This window comes from Allocatelliglobosispora scoriae, from assembly GCF_014204945.1.
Taxonomy (GTDB): Bacteria; Actinomycetota; Actinomycetes; order Mycobacteriales; family Micromonosporaceae; genus Allocatelliglobosispora; species Allocatelliglobosispora scoriae.
Genome location: NZ_JACHMN010000002.1, coordinates 3,261,549 through 3,280,953 on the forward strand (window position 1 = coordinate 3,261,549; position 19,405 = coordinate 3,280,953).

20 protein-coding genes are annotated in these 19,405 nt (G+C 69.6%); 14 read left to right on the forward strand and 6 right to left on the reverse strand.

What is annotated here, in order from left to right; genetic code table 11:
• Positions 1–31: 31 nt before the first annotated feature.
• Positions 32–1,102: a serine hydrolase gene (locus F4553_RS20460; protein ID WP_312875281.1), complete on the reverse strand. Its 1,071-nt coding sequence runs from the start codon at positions 1,100–1,102 to the stop codon at positions 32–34.
• 38 nt (positions 1,103–1,140) lie between these two features.
• Positions 1,141–2,115: a hypothetical protein gene (locus F4553_RS20465; protein WP_246466423.1), complete on the reverse strand. Its 975-nt coding sequence runs from the start codon at positions 2,113–2,115 to the stop codon at positions 1,141–1,143.
• A 181-nt stretch (positions 2,116–2,296) separates the two neighbouring features.
• Between F4553_RS20465 and paaA the strand changes: the two genes are divergently transcribed.
• From paaA to F4553_RS20525, 12 genes are all read left to right on the forward strand, one after another.
• Positions 2,297–3,310 (forward strand): 1,2-phenylacetyl-CoA epoxidase subunit PaaA, encoded by a 1,014-nt coding sequence (paaA, locus tag F4553_RS20470; protein WP_184838339.1) that lies wholly within the window; start codon positions 2,297–2,299, stop codon positions 3,308–3,310.
• Positions 3,307–3,579, forward strand: a complete 273-nt coding sequence (paaB, locus tag F4553_RS20475; protein ID WP_184838340.1) for a 1,2-phenylacetyl-CoA epoxidase subunit PaaB — start codon at positions 3,307–3,309, stop codon at positions 3,577–3,579. The genes paaA and paaB overlap by 4 nt, the downstream gene beginning before the upstream one ends.
• Positions 3,576–4,259 carry a 1,2-phenylacetyl-CoA epoxidase subunit PaaC gene (gene paaC, locus F4553_RS20480; protein WP_184838342.1) on the forward strand — a complete coding sequence of 228 codons (684 nt, stop codon included), beginning with the start codon at positions 3,576–3,578 and terminating at the stop codon, positions 4,257–4,259. Before paaB ends, paaC begins: the two co-directional genes overlap by 4 nt.
• Positions 4,256–4,741 (forward strand): 1,2-phenylacetyl-CoA epoxidase subunit PaaD, encoded by a 486-nt coding sequence (gene paaD, locus F4553_RS20485; protein ID WP_376776232.1) that lies wholly within the window; start codon positions 4,256–4,258, stop codon positions 4,739–4,741. Before paaC ends, paaD begins: the two co-directional genes overlap by 4 nt.
• Positions 4,741–5,778: a 2Fe-2S iron-sulfur cluster-binding protein gene (locus F4553_RS20490; RefSeq protein WP_184838346.1), complete on the forward strand. Its 1,038-nt coding sequence runs from the start codon at positions 4,741–4,743 to the stop codon at positions 5,776–5,778. Before paaD ends, F4553_RS20490 begins: the two co-directional genes overlap by 1 nt.
• 112 nt (positions 5,779–5,890) lie before the next feature.
• The gene (locus F4553_RS20495) at positions 5,891–6,820 is read left to right on the forward strand and encodes a Rossmann-like and DUF2520 domain-containing protein (protein ID WP_376776279.1); all 930 of its coding nucleotides are present in this window, start codon (positions 5,891–5,893) and stop codon (positions 6,818–6,820) included.
• Positions 6,817–7,641 (forward strand): pantoate--beta-alanine ligase, encoded by an 825-nt coding sequence (gene panC, locus F4553_RS20500; protein ID WP_312875282.1) that lies wholly within the window; start codon positions 6,817–6,819, stop codon positions 7,639–7,641. Before F4553_RS20495 ends, panC begins: the two co-directional genes overlap by 4 nt.
• Positions 7,641–8,060, forward strand: a complete 420-nt coding sequence (gene panD, locus F4553_RS20505) for an aspartate 1-decarboxylase (protein ID WP_184838350.1) — start codon at positions 7,641–7,643, stop codon at positions 8,058–8,060. Before panC ends, panD begins: the two co-directional genes overlap by 1 nt.
• A gap of 106 nt (positions 8,061–8,166) precedes the next feature.
• A complete protein-coding gene (locus F4553_RS20510; protein WP_184838352.1) occupies positions 8,167–9,027 on the forward strand; it encodes a septum formation family protein in 861 nt (286 codons plus the stop codon).
• A 60-nt stretch (positions 9,028–9,087) separates the two neighbouring features.
• Positions 9,088–10,743 (forward strand): L-aspartate oxidase, encoded by a 1,656-nt coding sequence (locus F4553_RS20515; protein WP_184838354.1) that lies wholly within the window; start codon positions 9,088–9,090, stop codon positions 10,741–10,743.
• Positions 10,740–11,657, forward strand: a complete 918-nt coding sequence (gene nadC, locus F4553_RS20520) for a carboxylating nicotinate-nucleotide diphosphorylase (RefSeq protein WP_184838356.1) — start codon at positions 10,740–10,742, stop codon at positions 11,655–11,657. Before F4553_RS20515 ends, nadC begins: the two co-directional genes overlap by 4 nt.
• Positions 11,658–11,661: 4 nt before the next feature.
• On the forward strand, positions 11,662–12,420 hold the full coding sequence (locus F4553_RS20525) for a type III pantothenate kinase (protein WP_184838358.1): 759 nt from the start codon (positions 11,662–11,664) through the stop codon (positions 12,418–12,420).
• Between the two features lie 95 nt (positions 12,421–12,515).
• Here the strand turns inward: F4553_RS20525 and F4553_RS20530 are convergent, their stop codons facing one another.
• Together F4553_RS20530 and F4553_RS20535 are read right to left on the reverse strand one after the other, a co-directional pair.
• Positions 12,516–13,904 carry a DHA2 family efflux MFS transporter permease subunit gene (locus tag F4553_RS20530; protein WP_184840966.1) on the reverse strand — a complete coding sequence of 463 codons (1,389 nt, stop codon included), beginning with the start codon at positions 13,902–13,904 and terminating at the stop codon, positions 12,516–12,518.
• Positions 13,905–14,051: 147 nt separating this feature from the next.
• The gene (locus tag F4553_RS20535) at positions 14,052–14,612 is read right to left on the reverse strand and encodes a TetR/AcrR family transcriptional regulator (protein ID WP_184838360.1); all 561 of its coding nucleotides are present in this window, start codon (positions 14,610–14,612) and stop codon (positions 14,052–14,054) included.
• A 163-nt stretch (positions 14,613–14,775) separates the two neighbouring features.
• Between F4553_RS20535 and F4553_RS20540 the strand changes: the two genes are divergently transcribed.
• Both F4553_RS20540 and F4553_RS20545 read left to right on the forward strand, forming a co-directional pair.
• Positions 14,776–16,023, forward strand: coding sequence for an MFS transporter (locus F4553_RS20540; RefSeq protein ID WP_184838362.1), 1,248 nt, complete (start codon positions 14,776–14,778; stop codon positions 16,021–16,023).
• A 9-nt stretch (positions 16,024–16,032) separates the two neighbouring features.
• Positions 16,033–16,881, forward strand: coding sequence for a menaquinone biosynthetic enzyme MqnA/MqnD family protein (locus tag F4553_RS20545; RefSeq protein WP_184838364.1), 849 nt, complete (start codon positions 16,033–16,035; stop codon positions 16,879–16,881).
• A gap of 479 nt (positions 16,882–17,360) precedes the next feature.
• Here F4553_RS20545 and F4553_RS20550 read toward each other — a convergent pair whose 3' ends face one another.
• Complete coding sequence (locus tag F4553_RS20550; RefSeq protein ID WP_184838366.1) at positions 17,361–18,632, reverse strand: MFS transporter; 1,272 nt, start codon at positions 18,630–18,632, stop codon at positions 17,361–17,363.
• Positions 18,633–18,673: 41 nt separating this feature from the next.
• Entirely contained in the window at positions 18,674–19,318 is a 645-nt protein-coding gene (locus F4553_RS20555; RefSeq protein ID WP_312875284.1) for an ArsR/SmtB family transcription factor, read from the reverse strand.
• Between the last annotated feature and the right edge of the window lie 87 nt (positions 19,319–19,405).

Genomic DNA, 19,405 nt, shown 5'->3' on the forward strand with positions numbered 1-19,405 from the left:
GAGTCTTCCCTTGATCAACGCGAATTTTGGGTCAGTTTTTTAGCTGTGCTGCTACCTGCTTGCAGATGTCGGCACCGTAGGACATGCCTAGGGCGATGGGGTAGCGGGTTTCCACGCCCATGGCCCAGCCATCGCCGATGGCCAGGCAGTTGACGGTGTACTCCTGAGTGGCCTGGCGGTCCACCCAGCCGTTCTTGATGGCGATCTTCGACTGGACCGAGGCCTCGAACGCCTTGCGGATGCCGAAGTTGCCCTGGCCGCGTACCTTCTGCATCTCGCTGATCAGCCACTTCGTCCACTTGTCGCCGGCCGCCTTGCCGCTGGCGATACAGGCTCCGAGCTTCGCGGTGTCATAGGGCGACAGGAGCGTGTTGCTCCAGTTGTCGGTGGCGGTCGAGTCCTTCATGCCGCAGATGGAGATCATGCGCTTCGTCGAGGCCGCCTTGCCGACGGCGCTGAACAGCGAGCTCGCGGCGGTGTTGTCGCTGTCGCGGATCATGATGGTGACCTCTTGCAGCCGGGCATCGCTGGGGGTACGCCCGGCCTCGGCCTCGCGGCGCAGGAAGTCGGCACCGATCCACGCCTTGATCATCGAGGCGGTCTTGTTGGTCCCGTGCATGTTCTTCGAGCCGTAGATCTCGCCGGTGGTCAGGTCCATCAGCGCCCAGCTCCACCAGCCCGACGCGTTGATCTTCACCGTATGCGGCCCGACCAGCAGGTTCGCCATCTCGGTGCCGCTCGGCTTCGCCGGACTCGACGATGGCGAGGCGGGCGGCTTGGACGGCGCCGCGCTCCTGGTGCCCGACGCGCCCGCGGCCGGCTTGCCCCAGGAGGCGCTGTCGGTCGGCACGTGGTTGCCGCTGGGGCCGCTCGCCGCGTAGACGACGGTCCCGACCAGCGCGGCGAGCAGCAGCACCGTGCCGACGATGATGGCTGTCCGACCGCGGTTGTCCGGGGGCGGCGGGGGTGGGTCCGCTCGCCGGGAGCCACCCGTACGCCCAGCGGGGATCATCGCGATCTCACGGGTCGGCTCGGCGAAGACCGCGATCTCGGTGGTCTCGTCCGTGCCGCCCCGTCGATGACCCGGGTTCTGGTAAGTCACGGTCTAGCTCCGATGCTCAGGGTGCGGATGAGGGGTGCTCAGGGCTGCTGGCTGGGCTGGACGCTCGGCGACACGCTGGGCGACGGTGACGGCTCGGGCTGCGGGTAGACGAGCTGCATCGTCACCGACTTGCAGATGGCCGCGCCGGCCTGCAGGCCCTTCAGCCAGGACTTGAAATTCTTGTTCGGCAGGCGCATCTGCACCGAGAGGACCCAGTCCTCGTGGATCGCCAGGCAGTTGATGTGCCACGAGGCGTCGTAGTTGAGCATCGTCCAGCCGTTCTTGATGCTCGTCCCGGCGATGAGGTTCTCGGGCAGTCCGTCGATGATGCCCCAGTGGCCGCCGCCGGTCTTGCCGCTCGACGTATTGGCCGTGACCAGCCCGCGGACGTTGCGCATCTCGGTCAGGACGTACTCGGTCCACTTCTCGCCGGCCGCCTTGCCGCTGATGATGCAGTCGCCCATCCGGGTGACGTCCTGTGCGGTGATCTGCGTGAAGGACCACCACCCGGCGTAGGGCGCTTTGGTGTAGTTCTTCGCGTTCATGCCGCAGATCGAGTTCAGCCGGGCGATCGACTTCGTCTTGCCGACCTTGGACCAGAGCGAGGCGGCGGAGTTGTCGTTGCTGTCCCGGATCGCCGTGGAGGTCAGCTTCAACTCGGCGGCCGTGGGCACCTTGGTGCCCTTGAGCCGGAGGAAGTCGGAGACGATCCAGGCCTTGATCATGGACTCGGTCGAGTTGGTGCCGGTGGCGGAGTTGGCCGAGCCGTTGATCTCGCCGGTCTTGCGGTCCATCAGCGCCCAGGCGAAGTACTTCGCGGTGGTCGGCGTCGCGATCGTCGGCCCGGCCTTCAGCGTGGGCGGCGGCGGGGGTGGCGGCGGTGCCGGAGTCGGCTCGGGCAGCCCGTCCCTGCCCTGGCCGGCGTGGCTCGGCGAGCTGGCCGACAGCTTGCTCCACACCACCGGTACGAGCATGCCCACGCCGAGCAGCACCGAGGTGATAGCGATGATCATCGGCGCACGGCTACGCCGTTTCGCGGCACGACGGGGCATGAGGGGGCTCCGGGGTCGACTGAGGGGATCGAGCAACGGCTTATGGGGTCTGCCGCGAGAAACTGTATGACATCGACACCGGGTTTGCGGTTCCGTGTGACACCTACTTGCCGGATCCGCGCGACGCTGTAACACTGTGAATATGGCTGACACACTGCTCGGCGAGGTTGCCGCGGCCGAGGCGGACCTGCGGGAGGCCGCACTCAACCGGCTGGCGCACGACGACGGACGGACCGCCGAGGAGACCTTCGAGGCGGTGATCGCCGCCGACCAGAAGGTCGAGCCGCGAGACTGGATGCCCGACGCCTACCGCAAGGGGCTCATCCGCCAGATCGCGCAGCACGCGCACTCCGAGATCATCGGGATGCAGCCGGAGGGAAACTGGATCACCAGGGCGCCCTCGCTCAAGCGCAAGGCGATCCTGCTCGCCAAGGTGCAGGACGAGGCCGGCCACGGGCTCTACCTCTACGCCGCCGCCGAGACCCTCGGCATCAGCCGCGACGAGCTGGTCGACGCGCTGCTCACGGGCCGTCAGAAATACAGCTCCATCTTCAATTACCCCACGCTGACCTGGGCAGACATGGGTGCGATCGGGTGGCTGGTCGACGGCGCCGCGATCGTCAACCAGGTGCCGATCTGCCGCTGCTCCTACGGGCCCTACGCCCGCGCGATGATCCGCATCTGCAAGGAGGAGTCGTTCCACCAGCGCCAGGGCTACGAGATCCTCTACACGCTGAGCAACGGCACCGCCGCGCAGCACGAGATGGCGCAGGAGTCGATCAACCGCTGGTGGTACCCGTCGCTGGCGATGTTCGGCCCGCCCGACGCCGACTCCACCCACAGCGCCCAGTCGATGGCCTGGAAGATCAAGCGGCACTCCAACGACGAGCTGCGGCAGCGCTTCGTCGACATGTGCGTCCCCCAGGCTGAAGTGTTGGGGCTCACAATTCCCGACCCGGAGCTGCGCTGGAACGAGGAGCGCGGGCACCACGACTACACCTCACCCGACTTCGAGGAGCTGATGCGCGTGGTCAAGGGAGACGGACCCTGCAACGCCGAAAGGATGGCCCACCGGCGGCGCGCCCACACCGACGGAGCCTGGGTCCGTGCTGCGGCCGAGGCCTACGCGGCCAAGCACGACGGGAGCGACCGATGAGCCTCTTCGAAGTCTTCGTCCGGCCACGGCGCGGGCTCTCCCACACCCACGTCGGCAGCCTGCACGCACCCGATGCCGAGATGGCGCTGCGCAATGCGCGTGACCTCTACACCCGTCGGCAGGAGGGCGTCTCGATCTGGGTGGTCCGCGCCGACGAGATCACCGCGTCCAGCCCGGACGAGAAGGACGCCTTCTTCGACCCGGCCGCCGACAAGATCTACCGCCACCCCACGTTCTACGCCGTGCCGGACGGAGCGCCACACCTGTGACCGGGACAGAGCTCGCCCTTCAGCTCGGCGATGACGCGCTCATCGCGGCGCAGCGGCTCGCCGAGTGGTCGGCCCGCGCACCCTCGATGGAGGAGGACGTGGCGCTCGCCAACATCGCGCTCGACCAGCTCGGCGCCGCCCGCCTCTTCCTCGCCGAGGTCGGCGACGAGGACGAGCTCGCCTTCCTGCGTGCCGATCACGAGTTCCGCAACTGCCTGCTGGTCGAGCTGCCCAACGGGCCCTACCGGGGCGACCTGGACTTCGGGTGGACCATCGCCAAGCTGCTCTTCCTCTCGTCGGCTCAGCTTCTGCGCTATCGGACCATCGCCGCCGAGGGCGGACCGCTCGCACCGATCGCGGCGAAGGTGGCGAAGGAGTCGGCCTACCACGTGGACCACGCCAGCCGGTGGACGATCCGGCTGGGCGACGGGACACCCGAGTCGCACGATCGGATGGCGGCTGCGGTGGAGGGGCTCTGGGCGTACTCATCGGAGGTCTGCGACGACCGGGCGGCCTGGCTGGCTCTGATCGAGCCGGTGCTCGCCGAGGCGACGCTGCCGCGACCGGCCGACGGCCCGGTGCGCGACGGCGGCCGGGCCGGGCGGCACACCGAGCACCTGAGCTACCTGCTGGGCGAGATGCAGGTGCTGCACCGCGCGCACCCGGGGGCGCAATGGTGACCGCCGAGGCGAGCAGGCTGGAGGAGCTGGTCGGTGCGGTGCTCGACCCGGAGCTGCGGGTCATCACCATCGGTGAGCTCGGCGTGCTGCGCTCGGTCGACGTCGGCGCGCAGGGGCACGTGCGGGTCGTGATCACTCCGACCTATTCGGGCTGCCCGGCGATGGACGCGATCCGGGAGGACATCGTGGGTGCGCTCGCCGAGGCCGGGCACCCCGACGCCGAGATCGTCACGACCCTCTCACCGCCGTGGAGCACCGACATGATCACCGAGTCCGGCCGTACCGCGCTGGCGCTCGCGGGCATCGCACCGCCGCACCAGGCACCGCGCGGCTCGACGGTGCTGCTGCAGATCGCACCGCACTGCCCGCGCTGCGGCTCCGGCCACACCGAGCAGATCAGCCGCTTTGGCTCCACCGCCTGCCAGTCCATCTGGCGCTGCACCTCCTGCGCCGAGCCGTTCGACGCGATAAGGCCGTTCTGATGAAGTTCCACAAGCTCACGGTCACCGAGGTCGACCGGCTCTGCCCGGACGCCCTGATGATCACGTTTGCTGTCCCGGCCGGGAGCCTCGCCGACTTCGCCTTCCAGCCGGGTCAGCACCTCACCTTCGATCCGGAGCTGCGCCGCTCCTACTCGCTCTGCTCGCCCCCGAGTGAGCTGCGGCACGGCGGGACGGTGCGGATCGGCGTCCGGGTGCTGCCCGGGGGCGCCTTCTCCGCCGCGGCGATGGAGCTGCAGGCGGGCGACATCGTCGAGGCGATGCCGCCGCTGGGCCGGTTCGGCACCGACTTCGTGCCCGGCCGTGTCCGGCGTTACGGAGCGATCGTGGCCGGGTCGGGGATCACCCCGGTCCTCTCCCTCATCGCCGCCGGACTCGAGATCGAGCAGGGGAGCACCTTCGCCGTGCTCTTCGGCAACCGCACCTCGGCGAGCGTGATGTTCGCCGACGAACTCGCCGATCTCAAGGACCGTTACCCCGACCGGCTGCAGGTGCTCCACGTGCTCTCCCGCGAGGCGCACGACATCGAGCTCTTCCACGGACGCCTCGACACCGAGCGAGTCGAGCGGCTCCTCCCGCTGGTGGGGCCGGTGGACGAGTGGTTCCTCTGCGGCCCGCAGGGCATGGTCGAGGGAGCCCGGCAGGTGCTCTCCCGCGAGGGCGCAGCGATCGTGCACACCGAGCTCTTCCACGCCGACTCGGCCGGACCGTCCGCGCCGAGTGCCTCGACGGCGCAATCCGGTGATGTCACCGTCACCATCAAGCTCGACGGGCGGGCGACCTCGCTCACGATGGACTCCGGCGAGCGGGTTCTCGACGCCGCTCTGCGCGTGCGACCTGAGCTGCCCTTCGCGTGCCGGGGCGGCGTCTGCTCCACCTGCCGCGCCCGGGTAGTTGAAGGAAATGTGAACATGGTCACCAACTGGGCACTCGAACCGGAGGATGTCGCGGCCGGTTATGTCCTGACCTGCCAGGCCGTGCCGACCAGCGAAAATCTGGTCGTGGACTACGACGCGTAGACCCATTCTGTCCGCCGGTTAATCCCTTAGAGGACATCGTCACAAAGGCTTGTCCAGCATCCGGGACCCGCGCGCATACTGGCCTTCGACCGGTACCCCTGCAACGGACTGGATCAAGGCCATGACATTTACCGTCGGCATCATCGGCGCGGGACGCGTCGGCTCCGTTCTCGGCTCGGCGCTGCAAGCCGCCGGCCACCGAGTGGTCGCCGCCTCCGGCACCTCGGCAGCGACCCGGCACCGCATCGCCACCCTCCTCCCGATGGCGCAGCTGCTGCCCGCCGACGAGGTGGCCCGCGCCGCGACGAACCTGCTGATCATCTCGGTCCCCGACGACTCCCTCGCGGGCGTCGTCGCAGGTCTCGCCGCAGTCGGTGCGATCAGCCCCGGCCAGATCGTCGCGCACACCTCCGGCGCCCACGGACTCTCGGTCCTGGAGCCCGCCGTCGAGCTCGGCGCGCGACCCCTCGCCCTGCACCCCGCGATGACCTTCACCGGCGGCACCGCCGACCTCGACCGGCTCGCCGACGGCATCTCCTTCGGCGTCACCGCGCCGATCGACCTCGCGCCCATCGCCGACGTGCTCGTCAGCGACCTCGGCGGCGAGGTCGAGTGGATCGCCGAGGCCGACCGGCCGCTCTATCACGCAGCGCTCGCCCACGGCGCCAACCACCTGGTCACGCTCGTCAACGAGGCGGCCGACCGGCTCCGCGACGCCGGGGTGACCAACCCCGAGATGGTGCTCGCGCCGCTGCTGACCGCCGCGCTCAGCAACGCGCTGCACCTCGGTGACGCCGCGCTGACCGGACCCGTCTCCCGGGGCGACGCCGGCACGGTCGCCAAGCACGTCACCGCCCTCAGCGCGGTCGCGCCCGAATCGGTGCCGACCTATCTCGCCCTCGCCCGGCGCACTGCGGACCGGGCCATCGCCGTCGGCCGGCTGCGCCCCACCGACGCCGAGCCGCTGCTCGATGTCCTCGCCGGGCACCCCGAGAGCGCCGCTGCCGTCGGGACCGTCGTCGGCGAGGGGGCCAAGGCGTGAAGGTTCTGCAGACCCCCGCCGAGCTTCGCGCCGCGCGGGAGAAGCTGACCGGCCGGGTCGCCGTCGTGATGACGATGGGCGCCCTGCACAGCGGTCACGAGGAGCTGCTGCGTGCGGCGGCCGGACAGGCCGACCACGTCATCGCCACGATCTTCGTCAACCCCCTGCAGTTCGGGCCCGCCGAGGACTTCGACCGCTATCCGCGCACCCTCGAGTCCGACCTCGCCGCCTGCGAGCGAGCAGGGGTCGACATCGTCTTCACCCCCAGCCGCGACGGGATGTACCCGCAGGGCACGCCGACGATCACGGTCGACCCCGGGCAGCTCGGCACGGAGCTGGAGGGGACGGTGCGGCCGGGGCACTTCGCCGGCGTACTCACCGTGGTCTTCAAACTGCTCTCGCTCACCGCGGCCGACGTGGCGCTCTTCGGGGAGAAGGACTACCAGCAGCTCACGCTGATCCGGGCGATGGCGCGCGACCTGGACCTGCCCGTCGAGATCGTCGGCGTGCCGACGGTCCGCGAGGCCGACGGCCTCGCGCTCTCCAGCCGCAACCGCTACCTCGACGATGACCAGCGGCAGCTCGCCCTGGGGCTCTCGGCCGCGCTGCGGGCCGGTGCCGCCGAGCACCGGGCCGACGCTGTGCTCGCGGCGGCGCAGGCCGCTCTCGACCCGCGGATCGACGTGGACTACCTGGTGCTGCGTGGCGCGGACCTCGGCGAGGTCCCGGCTTCCGGACCTGCCCGGCTGCTCATCGCGGCCCGCCTCGGCACGACCCGACTCATCGACAACATCGCCATCGCGCTGAAGGACGACCACTGATGTTCCGGACCATGCTCAAGTCCAAGATTCACCGGGCCACCGTCACCCAGGCCGATCTGCACTATGTCGGATCGGTGACGATCGACTCGGATCTGCTCGCGGCGGCCGACCTCCTCCCCGGTGAGAAGGTCGCGATCGTGGATGTCACCAATGGCGCGCGACTGGAGACCTACGTCATCCCCGGCGCGGCCGGTTCCGCCGTGATCGGCATCAACGGCGCTGCCGCGCACCTCGTGCACCCCGGCGACCTGGTGATCCTCATCTCATACGGTCAGATGGACGAGATGCAGGCGCGCACCTATCAGCCCCGGATCGTCCACGTCGATGCCGAAAACCGCGTGATCGAGCTGGGCACCGACCCCGCCGAAGCGGTCGAGGGCATGGTCGGCGACCTCGTCAGCGGTGCCGTAACGAGCTGAGCACTCTTCGTATCCGCCTTTTCGGTGGGGCGGCGACTGTCCTTCCCGTGTCGTATGCTCGCGGCTCAGCGCCGATGGATGGCGCTGCTCTGGGGAGGTCAGCAGCATGCGGCGTTGGATCGCGGCGGTAGCAATGGCGGGTGCCGCAGCAATTTTGATGAGCGGGTGCACGAGCCTGCCGCAGGGCGTCGATGCCGCCATCGCCGACGAGTGGACCGACATCAAGCCGCCCACGGGCTGGTCGCCGGAGCCGGGCAACTGCCAGGCCGCCGCGTTCACCGAGACGATCTACCGCAGCAACTACCTGCCGATCGCCTGCACCGACGAGCACAAGACCGAGGTCGTCCACGTCGGGACCTTCCCCGAGTCCGTGCGCAACGTCCCCAGCCGTGGCGGCCCCGAGCTGCTCGCGGCGCTCGCCGAGTGCGACGCCAAGTCGACCGCCTTCCTCGGCGGCCACTGGCAGGACGGCAAGCTCTGGATCGGCGTCTCGATGCCTAGCTCCGAGGCGTGGATCAGCGGCACCCGGTGGTTCCGCTGCGAGGTGGTGCAGCTCGACGACCTCTACGGCGACGCCGTCAGCCGCAAGTCCAGCCTGAAGGACGCGCTGAAGACCGACGCGAGTGTCAAGATCGGCTGCCAGAACTACAAGAGCGGCGCGGGCTTCACCCCGATCGCCTGCACCTCGAAGCACAACGCGGAGTACGCGGGCTCCTACTTCGGCGCGAAGTCCTACGCGGCGCTGAAGAACAAGCAGGCGATGTGGGATGCCTGCTACAAGATCATCGCCAAGTGGGCCAACGTCAGCGCCTCGACCGTGAAGTACCGGACGGGCATCGTCACCAGCTACCCCAGCCAGGCCGAGTGGAACGAGGGCGACCACGCCGTCCGCTGCTGGCTGTGGCTGGACCGCAAGACGGTCACCAAGTCCATGAAGGGTGCGGGCTCCAAAGGCCTCCCGATGTGATGACAGTGTTTTTGGGCACCCAGCGGTCGCTGGGTGCCTGAGACACGGTTGACTGAGGGGATGCACCTCCCGCTAAGACTTCCGGCTTCGGAGCCCGGCTGGGCCGAGCCGACCGATGTCGTGGTCATCGGCTCCGGGATCGCCGGGCTCACCACCGCACTGCACCTGCGCGAGGCCGGTCTGCACGTCACGGTCGTGACCAAGGTGAACATCGACGACGGCTCGACCCGCTGGGCACAGGGCGGCATAGCGGCCGTCCTCGATCCGCTCGACACCCCCGCCGCGCACGCGCAGGACACCCTCGTCGCGGGAGTCGGCCTCTGCGATCCCGCCGCCGTGGACATCCTGGTCACCGAGGGGCCGAGTCGCGTACGCGAGCTCATCCGCTGGGGCACCCGCTTCGATCGCAACCCCGACGGCACGTTGATGCTGACCCGCGAGGGCGGCCACCACGCCAACCGGATCGTCCACGCCGGTGGCGACGCGACCGGCGCCGAGGTCCAGCGCGCGCTCCACACCGCTGTCCGCCGAGACCCGTGGATCCGCCTCGTCGAGCACGCCCTGGTGCTGGACCTCCTCACCGACGCGGACGGCCGGGCCTGCGGCATCACCCTGCACGTGCTCGGCGAGGGCACCCCCGACGGCGTCGGCGCGATCCTCGCCCGGGCCGTCGTGCTCGCCACCGGCGGGATGGGCCAGGTCTTCGCCGCCACGACGAACCCCGTCGTCTCCACCGGCGACGGTGTCGCGCTCGCCCTGCGGGCCGGTGCGACCGTCACCGACCTGGAGTTCGTGCAGTTCCACCCGACCTCGCTCTACCTCGCCAGCTCCGGGATGTCGCAGCAGCCGCTCGTCTCGGAGGCGCTGCGCGGCGAGGGTGCCTTCCTGCTCGACCATGACGGTCAGCGGTTCATGGTCGGCCGCCACGAACTCGCCGAACTCGCGCCGCGTGACGTGGTGGCGAAGGGGATCCACCGGACGATGCTCGCCGGCGGGACGGATCACGTCTGGCTCGACGCCCGGCACGTCCGCGATGTGACGCGGCGATTCCCGACGATCACGGCCTACTGCCACGCGGCGGGGGTGGATCCGACGACCGATCTGATACCGGTGGCACCGGCGGCGCACTACGCGAGCGGCGGTGTGCGGACGGATCTGCACGGGCGGAGTTCGATCCCCGGGCTCTACGCCTGCGGCGAGGTGGCGTGCACGGGCGTACACGGTGCGAATCGGCTCGCGTCGAATTCGCTGCTGGAGGGGCTCGTCTTCAGCCGCCGGATCGCCGCCGACATCACCCGGGACCTGCCGCCCCAGGCCGACCCAGCGCCGCTGAAGGACCAACTCTTGAAGAGTTGCGACGATCTTGAGGGTGTGGCCGCGGTCGCGGACGGGCGGGCTGCGGTGCAGCGGGCGATGACTCGGGGTGCCGGGGTGCTGCGGAGCGGCAAGACGCTCGCCGAGACCCAGGAGGTGCTCGACGGGATCGCCGTCACCGGCCGGGGCAACGCCGAGTGGGAACTGCTCAACCTGCTGACCGTCGCCGCGGCGCTGGTCGCCGCAGCGACACTTCGCGAGGAGACCCGCGGTTGTCACTGGCGCGAGGACTTTCCGGAGGCGAGCGACGCGTGGCGGGGCCACCTGCTGGCGGGGCTCGAAACCGACGGGGAGGGCACCGGCGGCGGGAACGTTACGGAGAAATGGGAGCCGATCGCATGAGGGAAGAGACAGCTCGCGCACTCGCCGCACGGGGCATGGAGCCCGGCGAGGTGGAGCGGATCATTCAGACCGCGCTGCTGGAGGACCTGGGCGCGGAGTGGACCGACGTGACCAGCACCGCGACGATCCCGGCCGACCAACTCGGTACGGCGGAGATCGTCGCCCGGGCCAACGGGGTCATCGCCGGTCTGGAGGTCGCCCGTGCGGTCTTCGAGACCGTCGAGCAGCTCTGTGACGAGGGCGGCGGTGGGCGTACCCACTGGGAGGCGGGAGTGGACGACGGCGCGGTGGTGACGCGGGACGCGGTGCTCGCGACCGTGACCGGGCCGACCCGGATCCTGCTGATGGGCGAGCGGACCGCGCTCAACCTGCTGTCGCGGATGTCCGGGGTCGCCACCCACACGGCGGCCTGGGCTCGCGAGCTGGCCGGGACGAAGGCGACGGTGCTCGACACCCGTAAGACGACGCCGGGACTGCGGGTGCTGGAGAAGTACGCCGTCCGCGCAGGTGGGGGCACCAACAAGCGGATGGGCCTCTACGACGTGGCCATGATCAAGGACAACCACAAGCTCGCCGCGGGTTCGATCACGGCGGCTTTCGAGGCGGTCCAGCGGACATACCCCAACGTGACGATCCAGGTCGAGGTGACGACCGTCGACGAAGCCCGCGAAGCCGTCGATGCTGGGGCCGGCTTCCTGCTGCTCGACAACATGGAGCCCGCGCTGCTGCGCGAGGTGGTCGAGGCGGTCGGCGAGCGCGCCGAGCTGGAGGCGACCGGCGGGCTGACCCTGGAGGTGGCCCGCAAGGTCGCCGAGACCGGCGTCGACTACCTCAGCGTCGGCGGGCTCACCCACTCGTCGCCGATCGTCGACATCGCACTCGACCTGCGCGTCGACCCCGCCGGGACCCGGTGACACCGTGCTGCTCTGCATCGACATCGGTAACACCAACACGGTCCTCGCCACCTTCGAGGGCGAGAAGATCATCCACTCGTGGCGGGTCAAGACCGAGGCCCGCAACACCGCCGACGAGCTGGGGCTGCTCTTCCGCGGGCTGCTGAGCGGCGACAACGTGCAGATCACCGGGGTTGCGGCGTGCTCGACCGTGCCGGCGGCGCTGCGTACGCTGCGGACGATGCTGGCGCGCTACTACGCCGGGGTGCCGACGGTGATCGTCGAGCCGGGGGTGAAGACCGGTGTGCAGCTCGCCATCGACAACCCCAAGGAGGTCGGCAGCGACCGGGTCGTCAACACCCTCGCCGCGTTCCACCTATATGGCGGGCCGGCGATCGTGGTCGACTTCGGTACGTCGACCAACTTCGACGCGATCTCCGACCGGGGGGAGTTCCTCGGTGGCGTACTGGCGCCGGGGATCGAGATCTCGGTCGAGGCGCTCGCCGCCCGGGCCGCCCAGCTCCGCAAGGTCGAGCTGGTCAAGCCGCCGCGGGTGATCGGCAAGAACACCGTGGAGTGCCTGCAGTCGGGGGTCGTCTACGGCTTCGCCGGGCAGGTCGACGGGGTGGTGACCCGGATGATCGCCGAGCTGGGTCCGGTGACGGCGGTGATCGCGACGGGCGGGCTGGCTCCGGTGGTGGTGGCCGAGTGCTCGACGATCACCCACCACGAACCGATGATCACCCTGGTCGGCCTGCGCCTGGTATTCGAGCGCAACGTCTGAGCGCAAGATCGTCGCAACTCTTCAAGAGTTGGCGCCTCAGGCCGCCAGGCCTTAGGACCAGCTCTTGAAGAGTTGCGACGATCTTGGCGTGGCGCTTAGCCCATGTGGACTGCGGCCACATCCGTCGGGAGGTCGTCCTTGGTGGCCTTGATGATGAAGGCCGCGATGACCGCACCCAGCGCGAGGAACCCGGCACCCCAGGCGAAGACCACCTGGTAGCTGTGGACCAGTGCCTGGAACTGGATCATCGGACCCTGGACCGCCTGCTTCGCCGACCAGCTCGTGACGGCCGTCGTGGCGATCGTGCTGAGCAGCGCCACGCCGAGCGAGCCGCCGATCTGCTGCGTCGCGTTGAGGGTCGCGCTCGCCGCACCGGCGTCGTGCTCCGGTACGCCGACCAGCGCCAGACTGGACAGCGGCACGAAGCTGAAGCCGAGCCCGAGGCCGAGCAGCAGCTCCGCCGGGAGGACGTGCGTGACGAACGCGGTGTCCAGCCCGATCTGGGTCAGGTAGAGCATGCCGGAGGCGGCGATGAGGCCACCGGCGACCATGAGCGGCTTCGGCCCGAACTTGACCGCCAGCTGGGTCGCGAGACCCGCGGCGATGAAGACACCCGCCGTGACCGGCAGCATCGCGAGGCCCGACTCCAGCGGCGTGTACTGCAGCACGATCTGGAAGTAGAGCGCGAGGAACAGGAACGCCCCCATGAGACCGATGCCGACCATCATCGAGAAGAGGTAGGCACCGCCCCGGTTGCGGTCCAGGATGATCCGCATCGGCAGCAGCGGGTTGCGCGAGCGCAGCTCGATGATGACGAAGGCGGCGAGGAGCACGAGACCGCCCGCGATGAAGGAGAGCGTGGCGCTGTCGCTCCAGCCCTTGTCCGCGGCCTGGGTGAAGCCGTAGACGAGCGAGACGAGGCCGAGGGTCGCGGTCACGGCGCCCGGCACGTCGTACTTCGTGTCGCCGTGCGCACGGCTCTCCGGCACCACCGCGAGGGCGGCGAAGACGGCGATCAGCGCGATCGGGATGTTGACGAGCAGGCACCAGCGCCAGTCGGCGTACTGGGTGAGCACACCGCCGAGGACGAGGCCGATCGCGGCGCCACCACCGGCGATCGCACCGTAGACGGCGAACGCCTTGGCCCGCTCCTTCGCCTCGGTGAACAGGCCGGTGAGCAGCGCCAGGCCGGCCGGGGCGAGCAGCGCGCCGAAGACACCCTGCAGCGCCCGGGCCGCGAAGAGCATCTCGCCGGACTGGGCGAGACCACCGATCGCGGACGCCACCGCGAAGCCGATCGCGCCGAGCACGAAGGCCCTGCGCCGGCCCCAGTAGTCGGCGATGCGCCCGCCGAGCAGCAGCAGACCACCGAACGCCAGCGTGTACGCCGTGAGCACCCACTGCCGGTTGGCGTCGGTGATGCCGAGTTCGGCCTGGGCCTGCGGCAGGGCGATGTTGACGACCGTCGCGTCGAGCACGACCATCAGTTGGGCTAGGGCAAGGACGGCCAAGGCCAGCCAGCGCTTGGGGAAGGGTTCGACGGCTGGCGCCGGTTCCTTCCCCGGGGCGGCCTCGATCACGGTTGCGGTCACGGTGGTTCCTCTCGGTGCAGTCTTGCGGTTGAGCAGTGTTCAGCGGTGGAGCAGCGGGATCAGGATCTGATCCACGACCCGGACCATGTACTCGTCGTCGAGCGGCTGGCCGTGGGCGATGAAGCGGGTCAGCAGCAGGGCGGGGACCAGCTCGTGCACGAGGTCGAACTCGAGCGCGGTGGCCGGCAGTTGGCCGCGCTCCACGGCACGGCGGATGACGTCCTCGACGTCGCAGCGCTTCTCCGGCAGCACCTGGGCGCGAACGATCTCCGCGAGCTCGGCGTTGCTCTGCATCGCGAAGGCGATGGACTGCAGCATCGGGGCGTCGTCCATGCACATCCGAGCCATGACCTGCAGCATCGCCAGCAGGTCGTCGCGCAGATCGCCCGTGTCGGGCAGGACGGCCGTCTCGAAGTGTTTCTGCCGCAGCGCCTCGGCGACGAGCTGCGGCTTCCCCGGCCAGTGCCGATAGATCGTTGCCTTGCTGACGTGGGCCCGAGCCGAGACCGCGTCCATGGTCAAGCGCTCATAGCCCACCTCGCGCAGCAGGTCCAGCACTGCGGCGAAGAGCTCGGGCTCTCGATCGATGCGACGTACCACGTGCTCACCTCCGAAGCCCCCCGGACCGCCGTGCGGCGGCGAAACGAAACCGTTTCGTTCACGAAGCTAGCTCGGTGATGTTGCGAGATGCCGGGTCCTGGGACCGAGATCACAGTCATAAATCGGACCGCGGGACAAGACAGCACGTAATACCCTTCGCGCCATGCCGCACACCCCAGCCGCAGCAGCCCCGTCCACACCGGCCGTCTCGCTCTGGCGCGATGTCTGGCTCCTCGCCGTCGCCCAGGTCCTCTCCGGACTCGGCGCCGCCGTCATCGTCACGCTGCTCATCCTCAACGCGCAGGAGCACGGCGGCGAGGACGCGGGACTCGCGGTCGCGGCCGTGGTGATCGCCGCCGCCGTACCGACCGTGCTCTTCGCACCGATCACCGGCCGGCTCGCGGACCGCTTCGACTCGCGGCTCCTGCTGATCGTCGCCGGCTGCATCCAGATCGGGGCCTGCCTGCTGATTCCGGTCCTACCCGGGATCACCGGCAAGATCGTGGCGATGGCGCTGCTCTTCACCGGTACGGCGATCGCCCAACCCGTCCGGGCCGCCCTGCTGCCCGCGATGGTCACCGAGGAGGACCTGCCCCGGGCCGGTGCCATCGGGCAGACCGCCTCCGTCATCGGGCCCATGGGCGGTCCGCCCGTCGCCGGATTCGCCTACCTCTACGGCGTGGACCCGACGATGCGGTGGGCGGCGATCGGGTTCGTCTCCACCATCGTGCTGGGGCTCGTTCTGCGTACCCGCCGAAGTGAAAGGGTGACCAGCAGCGGCGCGTCGTGGCGTGCGGAGCCCAGGCTGCCGCTGGACAGCCTGCTCAAGGTGACCTTCCTCGGCACTGCGGCCGTCGTCGCCACGGTCTCGGTCGTCAACGTCGTCGAGGTCTTCTTCGTCCGCGAGACGCTCGGCGCGTCGCCCGGGATCTTCGGCGTCCTCACCGCGATGTGGCCGCTCGGCATGGTCGCGGGCGCCTGGGCGCAGGCGAAGATGGCCGAGAAGCGCGACGACGGCACGCTCGCCGTCTGGCTCTTCGTCACCCTCGGCGCGACCGCCGTGCTCATCGCCACCCTCTCCAGCATCGGCTCCGCGGTGTGGATGGTGCCGATCTGGCTCATCGCCGGCTCGCTCAACGGCGCCGACAACGTGCTCATCACCACACTCATGGGCCGCCGGGCCGCGCCGGAGGCCCGCGGCCGCGTCGCAGCGATCATGCAGGCCGCGATCCAGGGCTCGCTCCTCGTCGGCTACGTCATCGGCGGCCTCAGCCTTGAAGCAGGTCACACCCCTCGCGGCATCATCATGGTCGCCGGGTCGGCCGGCCTGATCGCGGTCCTCACGGTCCTTCCGTGGGTACGCACCACAGTGCGCCACGTCCGACGAGAAGCCCTGGCCGGAGCCGAGTAGGGTCGAAGCATGATCGCAGAGAGGCGTCCCCGGGTCGGGCACATCCAGTTCCTGAACTGCCTACCGATCTACTGGGGCCTCATGCGGTCCGGCGCCCTCATCGACGTCGACCTCCACAAGGACTCACCCGACCAGCTCAACGCCGCCCTCGTCGCGGGTGACCTCGACATCGGCCCGATCTCGCTGGTGGAATATCTCCGCCACGCCGACGAGCTGCTGCTCCTGCCCGACCTCGCGGTCGGCTCCGACGGGCCCGTGCTCAGCGTCAACCTCGTCTCCACCAAGCCGCTCGCCGAGCTCGACGGGCAGCGGGTGGCGTTGGGGTCCACCTCGCGTACCGGCGTGCTCCTCGCACAACTGCTGCTCGAGCAGGCGTACGGCGTGCACCCCGAGTATTTCCGCTGTCCACCCGACCTGACCGTGATGCTGCTGGAGGCACCGGCGGGGGTGCTCATCGGCGACGTGGCGCTGCGCGCGCTCTATGACGCGCCCAACAGCGGGCTGGAGGTCACCGACCTCGGGGCGGCCTGGCGGGAGTGGACCGGGCTGCCGATGGTGTTCGCGGTCTGGGCGGTGCGGCGCGACTTCGCGACCCGGCACCCCGGGCTGGTCAAGGACGTGCACGAGGCGTTCCTGCGGTCTCGGGACCTGTGCTTGGCGGAGCTTGACGAGGTGGCTGCGGCGGCGGCGAAGTGGGAACCGTTCGATGCGGCGACGCTCGCGGGCTACTTCCGGGCGCTGGACTTCTCGCTGGGGGAGCGCCAGATCGCGGGCATCCGTGAATTCGCCGCGCGTGTCGCGATCAGGGGAGATGCTCCCGCGCTCGCCGAGTCCGGCCCGGTCTTCTTCAGCGCCTGACCTGCGCCGATCTCAAGATCAGGAGCTCGCCGAGAAGGGTGGGCTGTGCGGCATGGACGCACCGCACCTCGCGCATATCGGCCGTTCCGGAAAGGGCCCGGCTCGGTCTCGGCCAGGGCTCAGCTCGGGCTTGGCGATGATCACGCACATTCCGGGAAACAGCGCCTAACGCCGCGCATGATCGCGCTCTTTCCCGGAAGTTGGCCCTACGGAGGCGCTTCGAGGGGAGTGTTTCCGGGAAACAGCGCGATCATGCTGCTTCGCGCATTGCTACGGCGCTGATCGGCGGCGCTGAGGGAGATCACACGTGCTTCAGGGAAGCAGACGTGATCACGGGCCGTGATCACGTCTGCTTCCCCGAAGTTGCCCGGATCTTGACGCGCCCGCCCTCAGTGATCGCACCATCTTGGGGGAAGAAGGGCTGATCATGAGGCTTGATCACACCTTCTTCCCCCAAGATGGTGCGATCTTGAGGCGAGCTAGGCAGCGCGGACCAGATCTTCGCGAGTTAGGGGGACCGGCTGCGGCATCGGGGGCATCGGCTCGCGGGACGTGCGGATCGCTCGGGCCACCCAGGGGGAGACGACCGCCACCGCGACGATCCCGGCCAGACCGGCGCCGAGCACGATGGGCCGGGGCTCGAAGAGCTCCACGAGCAGCCCACCGGCCATGAACCCGAGCAGCCCCATCCCCTGGACCGTCGCCTGCAGCGTCGCCGAGATACGACCCCGCGACGACGGCGCCGCTCTGCGGCCGAGCACAGTGGTGACGAGCACGTTCTCGGTGCCGTTGAGCGAGCCGCCGAGCAGCAGCAGCGGTACGAGCCAGGCGGCACCCGGCGCCGCCGCCATCAACGCGATCGCCGCTCCCGTGCCGAGCAGCGAGAGGAACATCCAGCTCACCAGGGCACCGTCGTCCTTGGCGTGGCGGATGAGGCGGGCCATGATCCACGCACCGGCGAGCATCCCGACCATCCACATGGAGCTGATCACGCCGTAGGCGGAGGCCGAAGCGCCCAGCGTGCCCCGGACGAAGAAGACGTCGACCACGTTGACGGCGGAGACGGCGCCGATGACGACCGCGAGACCAATGATCATGATGCGGAGCAGCGGTTCCATCGTGACGCGGGCGCTCGACGCGACGGACGAGCGGGATGATTCGGGTGCGGAGCCGCCGCGCCGGGTGCGGAGCAGGAGGCCGGCCGCGATGGTGCCGACGTACGCCACCGAGGCCCAGCGCAGCGTGTTGGCGACACCGAGGCCGTCGAGGGCGAAACCGGCGAGGGCCGGGCCGATCATGACCCCGATCGACGAGGCGGTCTGCCCGATGGCGCTCGCCTTCGGCAGGTCGGCCCGGCTCGCCATGGCGGGCAGGAGCGCGGCGCGCACGGGTTGGCCGATCGCCGTACCCACGCAAAGAAGAGTGAGGAGGGCGATCTGCGCGATCACTCCGTGCGCGACGGAGAGCAGGAGTGCCGCGATGACCTGGAACACCCCGGCCACGACGATGAGCAGGCGGGAGTCGATCCGGTCCGCCATCCGGCCGGTGATCGGCGCGAGCACGACCATCGGCAGGGCGGCGGCGATGGCGAGTCCGGCCACGGCGAACCCACCCTCGCCGCCGTCCTGGAAGGCGAGCAGCAGGGTGGTCATGACGAGGAACGAACCGGTGCCGGAGATGAGCTGGGCACCGGACGAGATCCAGACGTCACGCCAGTCGGTGGTCGGGCGGGCGCCATTTATGAAAGACATACTGTGAAGTTAGTCCTTCATAAATCTGAAGTCAACGGAGATCAGTCGATCGGGACACCGCGTGTCTGGAAGGAGACAAGGCGGGTCCCCTCGGGCGGGGCCTCCTGGCGGGCGCTGCGCTTGAAGGGTTCGAGCAGGTCAGTGACCTGGGCGAGCAGCTCCTTCAGCTCGTCGGCGGTGACGAGCAGCAGCGACTCGGCGAGGAACGCCGCTTCGAACCACTCCTTCGGTTCGTCGCGGGACCGGTCGAACCACGACTCCAGCCGCTCCTGCTCGCGGGCGACGAAGAGCTCGACGAGCGCGCGTTCGGCGGCGAGCGCCTCGGGCGCGGCGTCCTGACCGGCGTTGATGGACCAGCCCTTGTGCGGGCTGCGCCACACCCGCTCGCGGCCGTCGCCTCGGCCGGGCGCGTCCTCGACCATGCCCGCCTTCGCCAGCGCCCGCAGGTGATAGCTGGTCGCGCTGGGGGAGAGGCCGACGAGCTTCGCCGCCTCCGTCGCCGTGATCTCGCCGGCGCCGCTGGTGAGGTGCTCCAGGATCGTCAGCCGTGCCGGATGCGCCAGCGCCCGCATGACCTCGGGGTCGCTGATGTTCTGCCGCCTGGGCTCGCTCTCCGCCGGCGCCCCCGGCGGGGCTGCCTCGCTTCGCTCGGTCACTCCTCGGGCAGGCGCATTAATTTCGTCCACGACCAGTGATATTAGGTGGTCCCGGATTTCACGTCTGCCGTAGAATCGCCTTTCTTCTCTTCCTACGGCAACGCCGACACCGCCCAC

Coding starts and splice junctions, on each gene's coding strand:
- F4553_RS20465 (WP_246466423.1), bottom strand. CDS start 2,115: ATGATCATCGCTATCACCTCGGTGCTGCTCGGCGTGGGCATGCTCGTA.
- paaA (WP_184838339.1), top strand. CDS start 2,297: ATGGCTGACACACTGCTCGGCGAGGTTGCCGCGGCCGAGGCGGACCTG.
- paaB (WP_184838340.1), top strand. CDS start 3,307: ATGAGCCTCTTCGAAGTCTTCGTCCGGCCACGGCGCGGGCTCTCCCAC.
- F4553_RS20490 (WP_184838346.1), top strand. CDS start 4,741: ATGAAGTTCCACAAGCTCACGGTCACCGAGGTCGACCGGCTCTGCCCG.
- panD (WP_184838350.1), top strand. CDS start 7,641: ATGTTCCGGACCATGCTCAAGTCCAAGATTCACCGGGCCACCGTCACC.
- F4553_RS20510 (WP_184838352.1), top strand. CDS start 8,167: ATGCGGCGTTGGATCGCGGCGGTAGCAATGGCGGGTGCCGCAGCAATT.
- F4553_RS20515 (WP_184838354.1), top strand. CDS start 9,088: ATGCACCTCCCGCTAAGACTTCCGGCTTCGGAGCCCGGCTGGGCCGAG.
- nadC (WP_184838356.1), top strand. CDS start 10,740: ATGAGGGAAGAGACAGCTCGCGCACTCGCCGCACGGGGCATGGAGCCC.
- F4553_RS20530 (WP_184840966.1), bottom strand. CDS start 13,904: ATGGTCGTGCTCGACGCGACGGTCGTCAACATCGCCCTGCCGCAGGCC.
- F4553_RS20540 (WP_184838362.1), top strand. CDS start 14,776: ATGCCGCACACCCCAGCCGCAGCAGCCCCGTCCACACCGGCCGTCTCG.
- F4553_RS20545 (WP_184838364.1), top strand. CDS start 16,033: ATGATCGCAGAGAGGCGTCCCCGGGTCGGGCACATCCAGTTCCTGAAC.
- F4553_RS20550 (WP_184838366.1), bottom strand. CDS start 18,632: ATGTCTTTCATAAATGGCGCCCGCCCGACCACCGACTGGCGTGACGTC.